General features: G+C 70.6%; 17 protein-coding genes. 11 read left to right on the top strand and 6 right to left on the bottom strand.

The genetic code is table 11. The annotated features are described in order from the left end of the window. Window positions 1-36: 36 nt before the first annotated feature. From ABEA10_RS28255 to ABEA10_RS28245, 3 genes are read left to right on the top strand one after another with little or no spacing between them, the layout of a single operon-like run. The gene (locus ABEA10_RS28255) at window positions 37-1,167 is read left to right on the top strand and encodes an acyl-CoA dehydrogenase family protein (RefSeq protein ID WP_345469028.1); all 1,131 of its coding nucleotides are present in this window, start codon (window positions 37-39) and stop codon (window positions 1,165-1,167) included. Next, a complete protein-coding gene (locus tag ABEA10_RS28250) occupies window positions 1,164-2,117 on the top strand; it encodes an acyl-CoA dehydrogenase family protein (RefSeq protein ID WP_345469026.1) in 954 nt (317 codons plus the stop codon). The genes ABEA10_RS28255 and ABEA10_RS28250 overlap by 4 nt, the downstream gene beginning before the upstream one ends. Then, window positions 2,117-2,854 carry an SDR family oxidoreductase gene (locus tag ABEA10_RS28245; protein WP_345469025.1) on the top strand — a complete coding sequence of 246 codons (738 nt, stop codon included), beginning with the start codon at window positions 2,117-2,119 and terminating at the stop codon, window positions 2,852-2,854. The genes ABEA10_RS28250 and ABEA10_RS28245 overlap by 1 nt, the downstream gene beginning before the upstream one ends. Here the strand turns inward: ABEA10_RS28245 and ABEA10_RS28240 are convergent. Together ABEA10_RS28240 and ABEA10_RS28235 are read right to left on the bottom strand one after the other, a co-directional pair. Further along, entirely contained in the window at window positions 2,833-3,651 is an 819-nt protein-coding gene (locus ABEA10_RS28240) for a MaoC/PaaZ C-terminal domain-containing protein (protein WP_345469024.1), read from the bottom strand. The genes ABEA10_RS28245 and ABEA10_RS28240 overlap by 22 nt on opposite strands. A 47-nt stretch (window positions 3,652-3,698) precedes the next feature. Then, on the bottom strand, window positions 3,699-4,229 hold the full coding sequence (locus ABEA10_RS28235; RefSeq protein WP_345469023.1) for a CGNR zinc finger domain-containing protein: 531 nt from the start codon (window positions 4,227-4,229) through the stop codon (window positions 3,699-3,701). 53 nt (window positions 4,230-4,282) lie between these two features. Here ABEA10_RS28235 and ABEA10_RS28230 point away from each other — a divergent pair, with 53 nt between their 5' ends. Beyond that, on the top strand, window positions 4,283-4,924 hold the full coding sequence (locus tag ABEA10_RS28230; protein ID WP_345469022.1) for a LysE family translocator: 642 nt from the start codon (window positions 4,283-4,285) through the stop codon (window positions 4,922-4,924). A 62-nt stretch (window positions 4,925-4,986) separates the two neighbouring features. Here the strand turns inward: ABEA10_RS28230 and ABEA10_RS28225 are convergent, their stop codons facing one another. Then, window positions 4,987-5,871: a LysR family transcriptional regulator gene (locus ABEA10_RS28225; protein WP_345469021.1), complete on the bottom strand. Its 885-nt coding sequence runs from the start codon at window positions 5,869-5,871 to the stop codon at window positions 4,987-4,989. A gap of 170 nt (window positions 5,872-6,041) precedes the next feature. Here ABEA10_RS28225 and ABEA10_RS28220 point away from each other — a divergent pair, with 170 nt between their 5' ends. Then, window positions 6,042-6,524: a PAS domain-containing protein gene (locus tag ABEA10_RS28220; protein ID WP_345469020.1), complete on the top strand. Its 483-nt coding sequence runs from the start codon at window positions 6,042-6,044 to the stop codon at window positions 6,522-6,524. Window positions 6,525-6,574: 50 nt separating this feature from the next. Beyond that, window positions 6,575-6,811 (top strand): alpha/beta hydrolase family protein, encoded by a 237-nt coding sequence (locus ABEA10_RS28215; RefSeq protein ID WP_345469019.1) that lies wholly within the window; start codon window positions 6,575-6,577, stop codon window positions 6,809-6,811. 265 nt (window positions 6,812-7,076) lie between these two features. Here ABEA10_RS28215 and ABEA10_RS28210 read toward each other — a convergent pair whose 3' ends face one another. Then, entirely contained in the window at window positions 7,077-7,427 is a 351-nt protein-coding gene (locus ABEA10_RS28210; RefSeq protein ID WP_345469100.1) for a phosphotransferase, read from the bottom strand. Between the two features lie 285 nt (window positions 7,428-7,712). On the opposite strand from ABEA10_RS28210, the gene ABEA10_RS28205 reads away from it, so the two are divergent. Further along, a complete protein-coding gene (locus ABEA10_RS28205) occupies window positions 7,713-8,774 on the top strand; it encodes an ABC transporter permease (protein WP_345469018.1) in 1,062 nt (353 codons plus the stop codon). Between the two features lie 17 nt (window positions 8,775-8,791). Here ABEA10_RS28205 and ABEA10_RS28200 read toward each other — a convergent pair whose 3' ends face one another. Continuing rightward, window positions 8,792-12,007, bottom strand: coding sequence for an ATP-binding protein (locus tag ABEA10_RS28200; RefSeq protein ID WP_345469017.1), 3,216 nt, complete (start codon window positions 12,005-12,007; stop codon window positions 8,792-8,794). A 117-nt stretch (window positions 12,008-12,124) separates the two neighbouring features. Between ABEA10_RS28200 and ABEA10_RS28195 the strand changes: the two genes are divergently transcribed. The 4 genes from ABEA10_RS28195 (at window position 12,125) to ABEA10_RS28180 (ending at window position 15,728) form a co-directional block, all read left to right on the top strand. Next, window positions 12,125-12,772, top strand: coding sequence for a hemerythrin domain-containing protein (locus ABEA10_RS28195; RefSeq protein WP_345469016.1), 648 nt, complete (start codon window positions 12,125-12,127; stop codon window positions 12,770-12,772). Window positions 12,773-12,812: 40 nt separating this feature from the next. Next, complete coding sequence (locus ABEA10_RS28190) at window positions 12,813-13,241, top strand: DUF4267 domain-containing protein (protein ID WP_345469015.1); 429 nt, start codon at window positions 12,813-12,815, stop codon at window positions 13,239-13,241. Window positions 13,242-13,429: 188 nt separating this feature from the next. After that, complete coding sequence (locus tag ABEA10_RS28185; protein WP_345469013.1) at window positions 13,430-14,740, top strand: FAD-binding oxidoreductase; 1,311 nt, start codon at window positions 13,430-13,432, stop codon at window positions 14,738-14,740. A gap of 178 nt (window positions 14,741-14,918) precedes the next feature. Further along, the gene (locus ABEA10_RS28180) at window positions 14,919-15,728 is read left to right on the top strand and encodes a TolB family protein (protein ID WP_345469012.1); all 810 of its coding nucleotides are present in this window, start codon (window positions 14,919-14,921) and stop codon (window positions 15,726-15,728) included. A gap of 76 nt (window positions 15,729-15,804) precedes the next feature. Here ABEA10_RS28180 and ABEA10_RS28175 read toward each other — a convergent pair whose 3' ends face one another. Next, complete coding sequence (locus tag ABEA10_RS28175; RefSeq protein ID WP_345469010.1) at window positions 15,805-16,431, bottom strand: TetR/AcrR family transcriptional regulator; 627 nt, start codon at window positions 16,429-16,431, stop codon at window positions 15,805-15,807. Between the last annotated feature and the right edge of the window lie 42 nt (window positions 16,432-16,473).

The raw sequence follows: 16,473 nt of genomic DNA, 5'->3' as shown, positions 1-16,473 counted from the left end.
GTTACTCTACCAAACAGTTGTTAGAAAGAAGGACCCATGGACCTGGATTTCGGCCCGGCCGAGGAGGAGTTCCGCACCGAGATACGCGCCTGGCTGCGCACACACGTGCCGGCCGAGCCGCTGCCGTCGCTGGAGACCGCCGACGGGTTCGCGGCGCACCGGCGGTGGGAACGCACGCTGGGCGCGGACCGGCTCGTGGCGGTCGCGTGGCCGCGGAAGTACGGCGGGCGCGGCGTGTCCCCCCTGCAGTGGCTGGTCTTCGAGGAGGAGTACTACGCGGCCGGCGGGCCGGGGCGGGTCAACCAGAACGGCACCGACCTGCTGGCGACGACCCTGTTCCGGCACGGCACCGAGGAGCAGCTCGCCCGGATCCTGCCGCCGATCGCGGCCGGAGAGGTGATCTGGGCGCAGGCATGGTCGGAGCCGGGTGCGGGCAGCGACCTGGCCGGGCTGCGCTCGACCGCCACCCGCACCGACGGCGGCTGGCTGCTGAACGGGCAGAAGACCTGGAGCTCGCGGGCTCCGTTCGCCGATCGGGCGTTCGGCCTGTTCCGGTCCGACCCCGACGCCGGCCGGCACCGGGGCCTGACGTACGTGATGTTCCCCCTGGACGCCGACGGCCTGACCGTGCGCCCGATCGGGCGACTCGACGGCAAGCCGGCGTTCGCCGAGCTGTTCTTCGACGACGTGTTCGTTCCGGACCACGACGTCATCGGGACGGCGGGCGAGGGCTGGACGGCCGCGATGAGCACCGCGGGCAACGAGCGCGGGCTGACCCTGCGCCCGCCGGGACGGTTCATGGCGGCGGTCGGCCGGCTGACGGAGCTGTGGCGGGAGCGGGCCGACCCGTCGGACACGGCCCTGCGCGACCGGGTGGCGGACGCCTGGATCCGGACCCAGGCGTACCGGCTCAAGGCCTTCGAGACGATCTCCCGCACCGAGGACGTCGGCATGGAGGCCAGCCTGACCAAGGTGTTCTGGTCGGAGCTGGACGTCGCGCTGCACGAGACGGCCCTCGACCTGCTCGGCCCGGACGGCGAGCTGACGTCACCGTGGCTGGAGGGCTACGTCTTCTCCCTGGCCGGGACGATCTACGCGGGCACCAACGAGATCCAGCGCAACGTGATCGCCGAGCGGCTGCTCGGCCTGCCGAGGGGGGCACGGTGAGGTTCGTCCTGAACGCCGAGCAGCGGCTGTTCGCCGAGACCCTGCACGCGCTGCTGGCCGAGGCCGGCGCCGCGAAGGCGATCCGCGCCTGGTCGGCCGGGGACACCGGACCCGGCCGGGCGCTGTGGGCCGCGCTCGCCGAGGCCGGGGTGTTCGCGCTGGCCGTTCCGGAGTCCTCCGGCGGGGCCGGGCCGTTGCCGGTCGAGCTCGTCCTCGCGGCCGAGCAGCTCGGACGGCACGCGGTTCCCGGGCCGTACGTGGAGACGCTCGCCGCCGCCGAGCTGCTCGGGCGCCTCGGCGACACCGCGGACCGGCTGCCGCGGATCGCCGCCGGGAAGACGCTCGTCTCGCTCACCCTGCCGCCCGTGGTCCCGTACGCCCTGGACGCGGACGTCGCCGACCTTGTGCTGAGCGCCGAGGACGGAGTGGTGCGAGAGGCGGCGGCGGACGGTACGCCCATGGCCTCGCTGGACCCGGCACGCCGCCTGTTCCCGGTCGCTCCCGGAGACCCGCTGGCCTCAGGTACGGCGGGGCACGACTTCGGCGCGCTGCTGTGCGCGGCGCAGCAGCTCGGGCTGGGCCGCGCGCTGCTGGACGTCACCGTGGAATACGCCAAAGCCCGACGGCAGTTCGGGCGCCCGATCGGCGAGTTCCAGGCGGTGAAGCACCGGCTCGCGGACGTCCTGGTCGAGCTGGAGTTCGCCCGGCCGCTCCTGTTCGGCGCGGCGCTCGCGTACCGGACCCCGGAGTTCGCCCGTGACGTGTCCGCCGCCAAGGTCGCGGCGTCGGCCGCCTCGTACGCCGCCGCCCGCGCCGCTCTGCAGGTGCACGGTGCGATCGGCTACACCGACGAGTACGACCCGTCGCTGTGGATCCGCAAGGCGCGGGCGCTGTACTCGGCCTGGGGTTCCCCCGCCGCTCACCGGGCGCGGGTCGCCGAGGCGCTCTGATGCCGGACTTCGGCGGCCGCGCGGCCCTGGTGACCGGGGGCACGCGGGGCATCGGCGCCGCGATCGCGCGGTCGTTCCTGGACGCGGGCGCGCAGGTGGTGGTGTGCGGGCGCGGCGAGCCCGCGTCGCCGCCGTCCGCAGGCGACCGTACGGCCCGGTTCGTGGCCGCCGACGTGCGCTCGGCGGAGGAGGCGGCGACGCTGGTGGAGCGGGCGGCCTCGCTCATGGGCCGGCTGGATGTGCTGGTGAACAACGCGGGCGGCTCACCGGACGCGGATGCGGCGACGGTGTCCCCTCGCTTCGTCGAGCGCGTCGTCCAGCTGAACCTGCTCGCCCCGTTCTACGTGGCACAGCCCGCCAACATGGTCATGCAGGGCCAGCGGACCGGCGGGACGATCATCAACATCGGCAGCGTCTCGGGCACCGACCCCCAGCCGGGCACCGCCGCCTACACCGCCGCCAAGGCGGGTCTGCTAGCTCTCACTCGTGCCCTGGCACTGGAGTGGGCGCCCAAGGTGCGCGTCAACCACATCACCGCTGGACCGGTCCGGACCGGGGCGACCGGTTACGAGGGTCTCGGCGGCGTGATCCCGATGGGCCGGCCGGCCGACCCGCAGGACGTCGCGAACGCCTGCCTCTACCTGGCCGGTGATCTGGCGTCGTACGTGACCGGCGCGGACCTCGCCGTCCATGGAGGCGGCGAGGTCCCGGCACGCTATGTCGTGACGCGAAACTGAGCCCGGCCGCCCGAGATCACCGTCGTCCCGCCGACCGCGGCTTCGAACAGCACCGCGTCCCCGTCGTCCCAGCCGATCACCTGGAGCCGGTCACCGGGGAACACCGGGGCGGCGAACCTCCCGTCCAGCGCCACCAGATCGGCCGGGTGCGCGCCGATCTCGCCGGACAGCGGCAGTGTGACCGCGGCCAGCGTGCACAACCCGTGCATGAACGGCCGGGGCATCCCGGCGGTTCTGGCGGCCTCCGGGTCGATGTGCATGGGGTGGCGGTCGCCGAGCAGCCGGTACAGCGCTGCCTGGCGGGGCGAGGTGTCAACGCTGAACTCGTGGTCGGGCGGGCCGTCGGGCCGTTTCCGACCGGACGGTCCGCGGTCGCCGTGGAAGCCCCCGCGGCCGGGAGCGAACAGTGACCAGGTGGCCTCGAAGTACTCGCACTCCACGACGACCTCGAAGATCGCGGCGGCGCCCTTGTCCCAGACCTCGGCGACGCGAGCGATCAGTTCCAGCTCGCCCGAGCTCGGCAGCGGTCTTCGGACGCGCAGCCGCTGCGCCCCGTGGACGGCGGTCTTGACATCGAAGGCCCCCGCCGAGCCGAGGGCATCGGGCGCCCACTGCGCCCGGGTGAGAGCGAAGGTCGGCAGCACCCGCAGCCGGTCCTCGAACACCAGGTCGAGATCGGTCGCGGCCGCGCCGACGGCGAGCGCGTAGAGGATCGCATCACGGTCGTCATAGCGGACCGTCCGGGTACCCAGGTCCCGGCCGCGCCAGCGCCCTGGGCTCGCCTCATCCAGATCCATGAAGGCCCCTTTCCTCACCGGCCGTTGAGCGGTGGCGCCCGTTTCAGCTAAAGGGCTTGCGGGTGACGCCGGCGTCCGCGGTGGCGACGGACCGCGTCGCGGCTCCCGCAGCGCGGTGAGCAGTAGCGCTGAGTGCCGTTGCGTGAGACGTCGACGACGACGTTCTCGCAGGGGGTGGCGGCGCATCTGCCCAGGCGGTTCATGCCTCGTGTGGTCAGGTGCAAGGCCGTACCGACGCTGAACACGGCGTGCAGTACGCCCGGCAGGTCGTCGACGTCTCGGTAGTGAAGGTGCCAGCCTTCGCCGTTGTGGTCGGTCAGCTGTGGGTAGGCGCTCGCGGAGGCCATCTGCTGGTTCAGGATGGCTGCTCGTTCGTTCGGGTCGTCGGCGTCGACGACCCGCAGCCACTCGTCGAGCACGGCCCGGCACCGGGCGTGGTCCCCGGGTCGCTCGGGGAAGATCATCGTCATCCCGAACTCGCGGGTCCGTTGGACGATCCCGGCCCGGGTATCGGGCCAGTCGTCCGCCAACGACCGGGCGAGGAGGACGGCGTACTCGCCGTAAGGGTTGAGATGCACAAGGCCATTACACCAAAGTGTGCGGCATGCCTCTCACCTCGTTGTCGTCACCCGTGTCCTCTGCGTCTGTGCTGGGGATGTCGCTCACCGCGCTGGTGATGGTCCTCACGCCCGGGCCGAACATGATCTATCTCGTCTCGCGCAGCATCAGCCATGGCCGCGGTGCCGGTCTGGTCTCCCTGACCGGCACCGGGGTCGGCTTCGTCGTCTACATGTTGATGGCCAATCTCGGCCTGGCCGTCGTGTTCGTCGCCGTGCCCTGGCTGTTCATCGGCTTCAAGGCTGCCGGGGTGCTGTATCTGGCTCACCTCGCCTGGCAGGCGCTACGGCCCGGTGGTCGAGGAGTGTTCGAGGTCCGCGATATCCCCCGCGACGGTCCGGTCCGGCTGTTCCGGATGGGGCTCGTGACGAACCTGCTCAACCCGAAGGCCGCGATCATGTACCTGACCTTGATCCCGCAGTTCATCGATCCGCACCGCGGCCACCCGACCGCTCAGGGCCTGACGCTCGGGTCGATCCAGATCGCGGTGAGCCTCACGGTCAACGCCTTGATCGTCATCGCCGCCGGAAGCATCGCTCACTTCCTCGCGGAGCGACCGAGCTGGGCCGGCCTGCAGCGCCGCATCACCGGCACACTCCTCGGCACGGTCGCTCTCCTCCTCGCCCGTGAGGTGCCCAGCCGAGCTCGAGTCTGAACCCGGCCACTACCTGGAGCGGGCGGCGGCGATCAAATATCCGTTGAGTCGCGTGAACGCGATCACGACGTTCTGAGGTGTGCGGCGAGCGCTGCCGCGGCTTCGGAGAGCCCGGACCAGCCTAGGCTGCACAGCAGCAGATTGCGCTTCGCCCAGGAATTCGTCAGGTCCACGGCCCGCAGGTCGTAGGCACGCTGCCAACGGGCGGCCGCAACCGCGGGAACCACGGCGATGCCGACCCCAGCCGCCACCGCACTGCAGATCGCCTCCGTGGTCGGCAGATGCGCTCGGTAGCGAGGCCGGAGCCCGAGCGGCTGGGTCTGCCCGCTCAGATGCTCCTGCAACGGGTTCCCCTCGGTGAAGCCGACGAATGGGTGGCCGAGGCACTCGCTGAACGCGACATCAGCACGCCCGGCCAGAGCATGGCCTGGCCGCACGATGACGACCAGCGGGTCGGGACGCAGGACCGCGTGTTCCAGCCGGCCCGAGTCCACGGTGTCGGCGATGATCCCCAGTTCCACCCGGCCGTCGGTGACGGCGGCGACGATCTCATGGCTTGGCCGTTCCTCCAGCTCCAGGTCGACGTCGGGGTTGTCGGCCATGAAGTCGACCATCACCGACGGCACGAGCGTTTCGGTCGCCGACGTGTTCGCCGAGATCACCAAAGTGGACCGCAAGCCGTCGGAATACCGGGCCAACTCTGAACGCATCCGAGCGATCTGCCCAACGACTTCACGGGCATGGGCCACCAGCAGCCACCCTGCCGGTGATGGCACAACGCCACGGCGGTGCCGGATCAACAGCGGTGCCCCCAGAGCCTTCTCCATCGCCTTGATCCTCGCACTGGCCGAGGCCAGCGACAGGTGTGACCGATCCGCCCCCCGGGTGATGCTGCCCTGGTCGACCACCTGCAGGAACAGCTGAAGATCGGTCAGGTCGTACGTCATGGGTCGAGACGTTACCCGCACCGCCCGATCCGAGCAGCCTTCGGCTCGGCCGAAGGCTCACTCACGAAAAGACTCATTGTGAACTCGATGCCGGACGTCCAGGCTTAAGGACACCAGACACCGTCTGTCGAGTACGACGGGTATCCCGCCGATCCTTCTCGGAGGCACCAATGACATCTCGGGCCGAGCTAGCCGAAGTCGCCGAGAAACGCATCGCCACGGACTGGGGCCTGGACGAGTGGGCGGACCGGCTTGTCGAGCAGGCCGGAGTCGGAGTCACCATCGTGGACCGCCACGGAACAGTGATGTATTACAACAAGTGGGCATCGGAGCATCTCGACCGGATGCCCGAATACATCGGCAACGACGTCCGGAAGCGGCATCGCCGAGCGGTGACCAATCCCCGTTTCGACGCCATGCTCAAGCTGTTCGAAGACGGCCGCGTTGAGCCGGTGCGCTACGTCGCCAGGCCCTATGGGAAGACGACAATCCTGGTCACGGTCTCGCCGATCCGGGTCGAAGGCGAACTTGTCGGCTTTTCCCAGATCGTACTTCTCAAGGACGAGGTACAGGAACTTTGCGCGCGGTTCGACACGTCGGGACGCGACTCGTTCGAGAGAGAAATGCTGCCTGATGGCCCGCCGGCAACCTGAAAGCACGACTGAGCAGCGCCGGTCCAGGCACCGAGAGCGTTCGCGCCGCCGTGGGCACCGCCCGGCAGGTGACGTGGTCGGCTCTCGACGGGCTGCAGGGCCTGCTCGACCTGCCACGAGGCGACGCGCCGTACCCACTGGTCGTCCACCCGCACGGCGGTCCAGTCGGCGCCTACCAGGACGGCTGGATCGGGCGCGACCTACACACCACGACCCCGGTCGCGCGCGGGTACGCCGTCTTCCGGCCGAACCTACGTGGCAGCGCCGGCTACCCGGCCGACACCTGAGTCTCAGTCCGGTTGCCGAAGCACAGGCAGGGCGGCGTTCCCGTCATCGCCGGGCTTCCGGCCACCACGACAAGACCACCGCTCGGCTCCGCAATGAGACCGGCGGGATATGGACTCGGTACGTTCCTGGAGATCACGTACGGTCACCAGCGGGTTGGATTCTCGGAGAAATCAGCGATAGCTGAATAGGCTCCGGATCCCAGCTCAGACACCAGCCGCAAAGCGCCTTGAAATGGTCCGCGTCGCTCCGAGATGGGAGCGGGGCCTATGCGGGGGAGGGCCTGCCCAAGCTAAATGTCAGAACACGATCGAGCGCCGCCCGGCCTGCGGGTCCCCATGTCGGCTTGCCGCCAGGAAGACCCCGATCCCCGTTCTGACCCATGAGGATGAGGAAAAGGCTCTTCATGGCAGCCAACCCTCGGGCGCGCCGGATCGTCGCCTCGTCCGCATGCGCGTACACCTCAAAGAACCGTGAGCCCGCGCTCGCGGGAAGCAGCACCCACGCGGCCGCGAGGTCCCACGCCGGATCGCCAGCGAACATGGCATCGAAATCAATCACACCCGAAATCGTCCGGTCCGAGACGACGACGTTCGCGGGATGGAGGTCACCGTGCAGCCATACCGGCGGGCCTTCCCACTCGGGGCCGCAACAGCATCGTCCCAGACGTCCCAGACGTCCCGGATGGCGGCGGCAAACCCTCCGGGGGCCATCGCCGCCAGCGCGTGGGCTCCGGCTCGCCGAGCGGGGAACCTGCGCACCGTCGAGGCCATCGCCGTGGGTCGCACGCCGAGTGGCGACCGGGGTCGCGTGGCCCGACGGGTGCTCGGGCGGCTTCCTCTCCCCCGCCCGCTGACGCTCGGCCTGGCTACACCGTTCGCGCGTCCCGGTCGCTCGGCGACGATGGCGGTCGCCGTGGCGATCGGCACGATCGGTGCCACGTTCGGAATCGGGCTGGCGCTCTCCCTCAACGGCATTCAGAGCGGCATCAACCTCCGATCTCCGGGTGACGTGGTGGTCAGCGACCTGACCTCGCCCGTGAACACCGACAAGGTCGACGCCGCGATCGCCCGGCAGCCGGGCACCGGGCAGTGGTTCAACAGCGCCGAGGCAGATCTCGGGGTGGCCGGTTCGGCCGGCTCGACCACGGTGATCTCCTACCAGGGTGATTCCTCCTGGGCGTCATGGCAGATGATCCGGGGACGCTGGTTCCACGGGCCGGGCGAGGTCGTCGCAGCGTCCGGTTTCCCGCACGCGACCGGCACCCGCATCGGCGACGGCATCACGCTCATCAACGGATCCCGGTCGTCGACCGTCAAGATCGTGGGGGAAGTTCTGGACGTCCGCCAGGAGGGCATGCTCATCGTGCTCGACCGGACGTCGATCGCCGCACTGCAGCCGCAGATGGACCCTCTCTCGTACCAGTTCAACGTCCGACTGAAGCCGGGCGTGAAACGTGACGACTACATCCAGGCGGTGAACCGGGACCTGGAGCCATTCGGCGTCTCGGCAACCCGGAACAGCAACAAGCTCAGCGACACCGTGGTCTCCATGGATGCTCTGACCGGCGCCCTCACCATTCTTCTGCTCTCCGTCGCCGGTCTCGGGGTGCTCAACACCGCCGTCCTCGACACCCGCGAACGAGTACACGACCTCGGTGTTCTCAAGGCGCTCGGTATGTCACCGCGGCAGACGACAGTCGTGATCATCACGTCCGTGAGCGGTGTCGGTCTCATCGCCGGCGTGGTCGGCGTTCCCATCGGCATCGCCGTCCACGGTGTCGTCATTCCGATCATGGGCCGCGCCGCGGGAACCGACATTCCGGCCGTCGACGCGGCGGTCTATGACCTGCCGCTCGTGATCCCGCTGCTCCTGGGCGGACTGGTGATCGCAACCGCGGGCGCTCTGCTGCCCGCCGGGTGGGCGACTCGCACCCGGACCGCCGTCGCCCTCCGCACCGAGTGACCGCCCAAGCCCATTCGCTAGGTGGTCGTTCGCGACCGGGCCTCGGCGGCCCAGTGGGGTGCGTTCCACTGGTCGGCGATGGTGGCGGCCTGGGCGAAGTGGGCGGCGGCCTCGTGGTCGCGGCCGAGGAGGACGGCCAGCTCGCCGAGGGTGTGGGCGACCGGGCGCAGGGCCACCGCCAGGCTCGTGGCGCCCGCCGGGGGGCCGTTGCGGTGCGGAAGCAGCGTCGCGTAGATCTCCTCGGCGGCGTCGCGGTCGTTCAAGGCGACGATGGCCATCGCTCGCAACGTCGTGAGGAAGGTGAAGAAGAAGTCGGGGCGGATCGGGCCGGGTGACGCGCGGACCTCGCGGGCTTCGGTGTCCAGGCCGTTGGCGTGGAGGGCCAGCGCGAGCAGGTCGGAGGTCATGGGGCCGAGTGCGGCGTGGAGGGCGCGCACGTCGTCCAAGTGCGCACCGAGCGTGCCGTCGTTCAGCCGGATCGTGACCAGGGCGAGGGGGAGAAAGCCCGTAGCGTGCACCGATCCGGCGCGCCGCATGCCCTCGTCGGCCTTGATGTAGAGGAGTTCGGCGTCGGCGAAACGGCCTTCGATGAGCGCCAGGGTCGCCAGCGTGATCTCGGCGACGGCGGTCGCCTCGGGCATTCGGTAGGTGCGCGCGAGGTCGAGGGCCTCGATGATCACCTGGTGCATGGTGACCGGGTCGTTGGCGTCGGCGGCGACGGCGGCATGGTTGAGCAGCCCGGTGACGCGGTAGACCGGCAGGTCGTGCTCGGTGCCGATCTCGACGAGTTCCCGGCAGAGCTCGGCGTCGCCGTGGATTTCGGCCAGGATCTCCAGTGCCGCGGCCCGCAGCCGGGGTCCGGTGGCGAGGTCAAGGGCCTCTTGCGCCGCCTGCAGAACGGTCGGGTCGTCCTCGCCGATCAGCTCTTTCGCGTACGCCGTCAGGAGCCGAGACCGCACCGAAGGGGTCAGGTCGCGCTTCAGCAGGCGGCTCAGGCGGTCGACGATGGGCCGGTCCACCGTGCCGTACGTACGGGCCTGCCAGGGGGTCGGCTCTGTCCATGCGGTGAACGCGGCGATCATCAGGTCGTCGCGGCCCAAGGACTCCGCGTACTCCACGGCTTCGCGGCGTGTCTCGCGGGCGGCTGCGACGGCTCCCGCCCGGATCTGTGCGCGCAGCAGCCTGCCGAGCAGTTCGACGCGTTCGTCCGGTCCGGTCGAGTTGGTGACGGCGTCGGTGAGGAGGCAGGCCGCCACGTCGTGGGCGTAGCGGGCCTCGGCGAGCTCGGCGGCCTGGACGCAGTAGCCGACGGCCTTCGGCGAGCCGGCGCGCGCGTAGTGGTGGGCCAGCGCCGCGATGTCGTCGGTGCCTTCCAGGGCGTCGGCGATCCGGGTGTGCATCCGGGCTGCGCGGAGGCGGCTGAGGTCGGCGACGAGCGTGTCCCTGACGAGGGCGTGGACGAAACGGATGAGGCCTGGGCCGGGCTCGTCGAGGAGCCCGGAGATGACGCCCGCGTCCAGCGCGTCCAGCACGCCGTCCTCGTCGGTGTCGGCGGCCTTGACGAGGACGTCCACCGAACTTTCCCGGCCCGCGACGGCGGCGAGCCGGAGGATGGACACGCCTCCTTCGGGCAGGCGCGCGAGCCGGCGGCGGAGGACGTCCCGTACGCCTTCGGGGACCTCGGAGAGGGCGACCAGCGCGCCTTCGCCGTTCAGCAGCCGGGCGCTTTCGCGCACGTAGAACGGGTTGCCGCCGGTGCGCTCGGCGATCCCGGCGATGGTCTCCTCGTCGGCCTCGCACTCGGTCCGAACGAGCTCCGCGACGGCCTCGTCGTTCAGCCCCGGCAGCGCCAGGCGGAGGGGCCTGGCCCGCGCGAGGGAGGCCAGCGTTTCGGTGAGGTGCTCGCTCTCGTCCCCGCGGTAAGCGGCGACGACCAGGATCGGGGCCCGCATGCCGAGGCCGCCGCCGAGCAGCTCCAGCGTGGCGGCGTCTGCCCAGTGCAGATCGTCCAGCACGACGGCGACCGGGCGTTCCGTCGCGACCGCCGCGAGCCACTTCCACACGGCTTGGCGCAGCCGGAACCGTCCCGCGGTGGCGTCGGCGTTCACCGGTCCGGTGTCGGTGAGCAGCGGCGCGAGGTCGTCGGCGAACTCGCCCGGGGACGTGGTCGCGGCGACGGCTCTCAGCGCTTCGGTCCAGGCCCAGGCGGGCGGCGCGCTGTCGACCTCGGGGCAGCGGCCGGCGGCGACCAGCCATCCGTCATGTTCGAGCCGCCTGCCCAGGTGTTCCAGGAGCGTCGACTTGCCGAGCCCGGCCTCGCCCGTGACAAGGGCGATGCGGGTTCCGTCGGTGGCGGCCTCGGCGGCGGCCGTGACCAGTGCCGACAGCTGTGCCTCGCGTCCAACGAACGGCGTGTTGGTGATCGGAGCCGGCCGCGCCGGCGGTGCGGCCGGCGGTGCCGGCGGCACGGTCTCGCGCAGGACGTCGGTGCGCTGGGTGAGGATCGCCTCCTCCAACGCCGTCAGGTCCGGGCCGGGGTCGAGCCCGAGCTCCTCGGCGAGGATGCCGCGGGCGCGGCGGAGCGTCGCCAACGCGTCGGCTTGGCGGCCACTGCTCCACAGCGCCAGCGCGTGCAGCCGCCAGCCCTCCTCGCGCAGCGGCTCGTCGCGGGTGAGCCGCTCGGCCTGGGCGACAACCGCGGCGGGGTCGCCGATGCGCAGACCCGCCGCGACGTGCAGCTCGGTGGCGAGCAGGCGCAGCTCGTTCAGCCGGGCCGTCTCGGCGGCGGCCCACGGCTCGTCGGCGACCTCGGCGAACGCCGGCCCCCTCCACAGCCCCAGCGCCTCGGCGAGCCGAGCCCGGGCGGCGCGCGGGTCGGTGACCGTACGGGCCTGGTCGAGCAGGTCCTCGAACCGCCACGCGTCCACCGACTCCGGCGGCAACCGCAGCGCATAACCGGGCGACGCGCTCACCAGCAGCCGGGCCGGCGTGCGTGGCGGACGTCCGGGCTCCAGCAGCCGGCGCAGGTTGGACACGTACGCCTGCAAGGACATCAGCGCTCGCGAGGGCGGCTCCCCGCGCCACAGATCCTCGATCATCCGGTCGACCGGCACGACCTGCCCACGCGCCGACACCAGCAACGCCAGCACGCCACGCTGCCGCGGCCCGCCGAGGGGAACGGCCGCACCGTTCACCTCGGCCGCGAACGCGCCGAGCACCCGGATGAAGACCATGGTCCGGCACATCGTACGTGGACTGGTCCAAGCCAGCTCCAAGTCCCCTCCAAACCCCCGGGAGCAGCCTGAACACATCGCAACCGACCAGGCGCAAGCCAACAGAGGCGGGAACAGATGAGCGTCAACACCCGGGATATGGAGATCGTCCACCGCGTGCTCCGCCGTGAGTCGCGGCTGCTGGTGGAGCTCGTCGCGGCCGTCGCCCCGGGCGACACCGCGCGCGCCAAGGTGATCGCCGACCACTTCCGCGTCTACCGCGTGGGCCTGCACAACCATCACGAGGGCGAGGACGAGCTGCTGTGGCCGCCGCTGCTTTCCCGGGTGGACCTGGAGGCCGACATCGTCCTGCGCATGCAGGCCCAGCACGAACGCATCGCGGCCACCCTGGCCAGGCTGGACGCCGCCGTCCCCGCCTGGGAGACCACGGCGGGCGCCGACGAACGCGACACCCTCGTCGCCGCCCTCGCCGAGCACCACGCGGTCCTGCTGGACCACCTCGACGACGAGGAGGCCACCCTCCTCCCGCTCGCGGCCAAGCACATCACCGAACAGGAGTGGGCCTCCCTGGGCGACCACCTGGTGAACAACACCTCCAAGCCCACCCTGCTCACGCTCTTCGGCGCCGTCCTGGAAGACGCCGACCCGGCCGAGCGCGCCACCGTGCTCAGCGGCCTTCCCGCCTCGGTCCGCGTCATCTGGCATGTCATCGGTCGTCCCCGCTACGCCCGCCACATCCGCCGTGTCCGCCGCGTCCGCGGCTGAGCCCTGCCCCGACCCGTCTGAACGTCAAAAGAGAGAAACCATGTCGCTGAAGAAGCTCAACACCGTCCTGGCCACCGTCGTCGTCCTGTTCACCTTCTACCTCGGGGTGTCCTTCGTCCTGACCCCCGAGACGTCCGCCCCGGGCTTCGGCCTGCCGAGCTGGCCCTCTGGTGACGGCGGCGGCTTCCTCATCGTGAAGGGCAGCCGCGAAATCTCGATGGGCCTGGGCATGGGCATCCTGCTGGTGACGGGCCACCGCCGCTCCCTGGGCTGGGTCGTGCTGATGGTGGCCGTCGCCCCGTTCGGCGACATGCTCACCGTCTTGGCCCACCACGGCTCCGTGGCCGCCGCGTTCGGCATCCACGGCCTGACCTCGGCGCTGATCGCGGTCACGGGCCTGCTGATCCTCCGCGAGAGCGGCAAGGCCCAGGAGGCCGTCGCCCCGGCGCCCGCCGCGCAGCCGGCCTGACGTCTGCACGTCGCCCACCACGCCCAGCCGGACCGGTAGGCAGGCGCGGTCACAGACGCCCGGTCAAGGCGATCTTGGCGCCTTGCCGAGCGGTAGGCGACCCGCCGGCCGCGAAGGCCCACGCTCCCTCGAACAACTGCGACAAGACCCTCCTCAAGCACGCACTGAGAACTCGAAAAGGGACGATGATGACGATCAACGATATGCGCGGTGTCCTCAAGGGCCGCGTGCTCCTGCCTGGTGACGACGGCTTCGAGCAGGCGGCCACCGCCTGGAACCTCACCGTCAGGCAGCCGGTCGCGGCCGTGGTGGAGGCCGCGGACGCCGACGACGTGGCGGCGCTGGTGCGTTACGCGCGGCGGGCGGGTATGACGGTGGCCGCACAGCCGAGCGGACATGGCGCCTCTGGTGATGTGGAAGGCCTGATCCTGCTGCGTACCGGCCTGCTGAACCAGGTGGAGGTACGCGCGGAGGAGCGCGTGGCTCGGGTGGGCGCGGGCGTGAGGTGGGGGCAGGTGCTGGCGGCGGTCGGTCCGCTGGGTCTGGCCGGCCTGTCGGGCAGCGCGCCGGGGGTCGGCGTGACCGGCTACACCCTGGGCGGTGGGGTCGGCTGGTTCAGCCGCAAGTACGGCTTCGCCTCCGACAGCGTGCGGGCCATCGACATCGTGGACGCCGATGGCGAGCCCGGCCGGGTGACCGCCGAGTCCGATCCCGAGCTGTTCTGGGCGCTGCGCGGCGGTGGCGGGGACTTCGCGATGGTGACCGCCCTCGAACTCCAGCTGTACCCGGTGCCCACCATGTACGGCGGGCGCGTCATCTGGCCCGAGCACCGGACCAGAGAGGTGTACGACGCATTCCTGGAGATCACCGCCGAGGCGCCGGATGAGCTCAGTGTCTGGATCAACCGGTTCCAGCCACCCGGCGCGCCGCCGATGGTCACGCTGGATCTGACCTACCTGGGTGAGGCGGCTCAGGCGCAGGACCTGCTGACTCGCCTCGACAAGATCGAGGGCGCGATCTCCGACGGCCGCGGCGTCGTCCCGGTCGCCGACCTGGGTGACATCACCGCCGAGCCCACCGACCCGACCCCCTTCATCAGCGGTGCGGAGCTGCTCACCGGCCTGGACGCCGACGCGGTGGAGATCCTGCTGGCCAAGCCGATCGAACCACTCGTCAACCTTCAGATCAGGCACCTGGGCGGGGCGCTCGCCGAGCCGGGCGGCGGCGCCGGTGCGAGCGGCGCGGTGGCCGAGCCGTACCTGCTGAGCCTGGTCGGGCTCGGCCTGCCGCACGTGGCCGATGCGACGCGCGCCAAGCAGGCCGAGGTCGTGGCCGACCTGGATGCCTACATCAGCGGTCGCAAGCCGTACACCGTGCTGTCTCCTGGTGAGACGGCGGCCAAGTCCTTCTCCGGCAGCGCGCTCGCGCGGCTGCGGGAGATCAAGCGGGCCCGCGACCCGCACAACGTGTTCCGCGCCAACTACCCGGTGCTCGGATAGATCGGTTCCCAGCAGGTCACGGCTCCTCCACCCACCGGGGCGGAGGAGCCGCCCCGAACCATCTGAAGACGGCGGCGGCCGTTCGGGGGCCGCATTCGCCATGCCGGTGACCGAAACCGGCCGATTCCCAGGTCAGCACCCTCGACCTCATCCGCGTGAGTGGGGAGCTGGTAGGGCGATGGAAACCACCATGAGGCGCCGGACGTTCTTGGCGGCCGGCGCGGCCGCCGCCGGCGCGACCCTGCTTCCCAAGCCCTTCGCGGTCGCGGCTGCCGCCGCCGGCACGAAGGGCGTGATGCTGATGAACCGGATCGGGCCCTCATCGTCGGATCTCTACATCTCCGACATCGACGGTTCGAACGAGCGCAAGCTGCTGGCGAACCCGGGGTTCGACTATCACGCGGGCATCGCCGCCGACGGCCGGTCACTCGTCTTCACGTCGGAACGGACGGGTGATGGGAATTCAGCCCACTATCGGGCTCGTATCGACGGAACGGGCCTCGAACCGCTGGTTCTCGGTCCGGCGATGAACGACTGCGGCACCCTGTCACCGGACGGCACGGAACTGGCCTTCGTCTCCACGCACGGAGTTCTCAACCTCACTACCGGAGCGACGCGCGTACTCACCGAGGAGTTCGACAATCTGCCCGACTGGTCCCCGGACAGCAGACTCATTCTCTTCACCCGCAAGACGAGCGCGACCAATTTCGACGTGTGCACCATCCGTCCCGACGGAACCGACCTGCGGGTCTTGACCAGCAGCGGAGCGAACGACGGCCACGCCGTCTGGAATCATGACGGACGCATCCTTTACAACAGCGGCATGTACGGCTTCCGCGCGGGAGCGGCGCTGTACGACGACACCTTCCAGCCTTACGGCCAGATTTTCAGCATGAAGGCGGACGGCTCCGACAAGAAGCTGCTGACCGACAGTCAGTGGGAGGACTCGATGCCGCTCTACCTCCCGCGAGACGTTCTGTCGCAATGAGCCTTGTCATCTCCGCCGAAGGCCCGCCGTCGCATCTGCGTCGATCGGTGAGCGCCCGGGGAGGTGGAACGCCCGTTCAAGGGCGGGTGAGGAAGCCGTCGATCACACGGCGGGCTCTGCCGGGTGCGTCGCGATCACCCAGGCGCAGGGCGGTATTGGTCGCGTTGAGGACCGCGTCGGCCTGGAAGGCGGCCAGATCGGGGTCGATGGAGGCGATCTCGCCGGCGTTCAGCGCGTGTCGCAGCTGTGCGGAGATGAGGGACAGCCAGTCTTGGTGCTGGCCCGCCAGGGCGTCCCGGACGGGACCGGGGCGGCTGTCGAAGTCGGGCAGGTTGGCCGCCCAGAAGCAGCCGCCGGTGAACAGCGGCTTTTCCGCATAGTCGATCCAGTGGTCGATCAGGGCGCGCACCCGCGCTGCTCCCGGAGGCGCGGCCTGCGCTGGGCGCACGACAGCGTCGAGGAACAGTTCGCGTGCCGCTTCGACCGTGGCCAGGTACAGGTTCTCCTTCGTCTTGAACAGGGTCTGGACGCCGCTCTTGCTCAGTCCGAGGTCCGTGGCCAGCCGGCCGAGGCTGAGACCGTTGAGCCCCTCCAACGACGCGATGTCGACGGCGTGCCGGGTGATGGCCCGCCGTGATCGGGCGCCGCGCAGCAGGCGCCCGTCGGTGACCGCGGCGCCGGGGGGCGGGACGTTGTCGCTCATCTCCTCCATCGTGCCACAGCCGCTTGCCTATACGTACGAACG

The organism is Actinoallomurus oryzae, from assembly GCF_039541955.1.
Classification (GTDB): Bacteria; Actinomycetota; Actinomycetes; order Streptosporangiales; family Streptosporangiaceae; genus Actinoallomurus; species Actinoallomurus oryzae.
Note: the sequence above shows the minus strand (reverse complement) of the source record. Positions and strands in the feature narration are given on the sequence as shown.

What these genes read in the sequence shown, in the direction of transcription:
- ABEA10_RS28255 (WP_345469028.1), top strand. Translation starts at nt 37, where the DNA reads ATGGACCTGGATTTCGGCCCGGCCGAGGAGGAGTTCCGCACCGAGATA.
- ABEA10_RS28245 (WP_345469025.1), top strand. Translation starts at nt 2,117, where the DNA reads ATGCCGGACTTCGGCGGCCGCGCGGCCCTGGTGACCGGGGGCACGCGG.
- ABEA10_RS28240 (WP_345469024.1), bottom strand. Translation starts at nt 3,651, where the DNA reads ATGGATCTGGATGAGGCGAGCCCAGGGCGCTGGCGCGGCCGGGACCTG.
- ABEA10_RS28225 (WP_345469021.1), bottom strand. Translation starts at nt 5,871, where the DNA reads ATGACGTACGACCTGACCGATCTTCAGCTGTTCCTGCAGGTGGTCGAC.
- ABEA10_RS28220 (WP_345469020.1), top strand. Translation starts at nt 6,042, where the DNA reads ATGACATCTCGGGCCGAGCTAGCCGAAGTCGCCGAGAAACGCATCGCC.
- ABEA10_RS28205 (WP_345469018.1), top strand. Translation starts at nt 7,713, where the DNA reads ATGGCGGTCGCCGTGGCGATCGGCACGATCGGTGCCACGTTCGGAATC.
- ABEA10_RS28200 (WP_345469017.1), bottom strand. Translation starts at nt 12,007, where the DNA reads ATGGTCTTCATCCGGGTGCTCGGCGCGTTCGCGGCCGAGGTGAACGGT.
- ABEA10_RS28195 (WP_345469016.1), top strand. Translation starts at nt 12,125, where the DNA reads ATGAGCGTCAACACCCGGGATATGGAGATCGTCCACCGCGTGCTCCGC.
- ABEA10_RS28190 (WP_345469015.1), top strand. Translation starts at nt 12,813, where the DNA reads ATGTCGCTGAAGAAGCTCAACACCGTCCTGGCCACCGTCGTCGTCCTG.
- ABEA10_RS28185 (WP_345469013.1), top strand. Translation starts at nt 13,430, where the DNA reads ATGACGATCAACGATATGCGCGGTGTCCTCAAGGGCCGCGTGCTCCTG.
- ABEA10_RS28180 (WP_345469012.1), top strand. Translation starts at nt 14,919, where the DNA reads ATGGAAACCACCATGAGGCGCCGGACGTTCTTGGCGGCCGGCGCGGCC.
- ABEA10_RS28175 (WP_345469010.1), bottom strand. Translation starts at nt 16,431, where the DNA reads ATGAGCGACAACGTCCCGCCCCCCGGCGCCGCGGTCACCGACGGGCGC.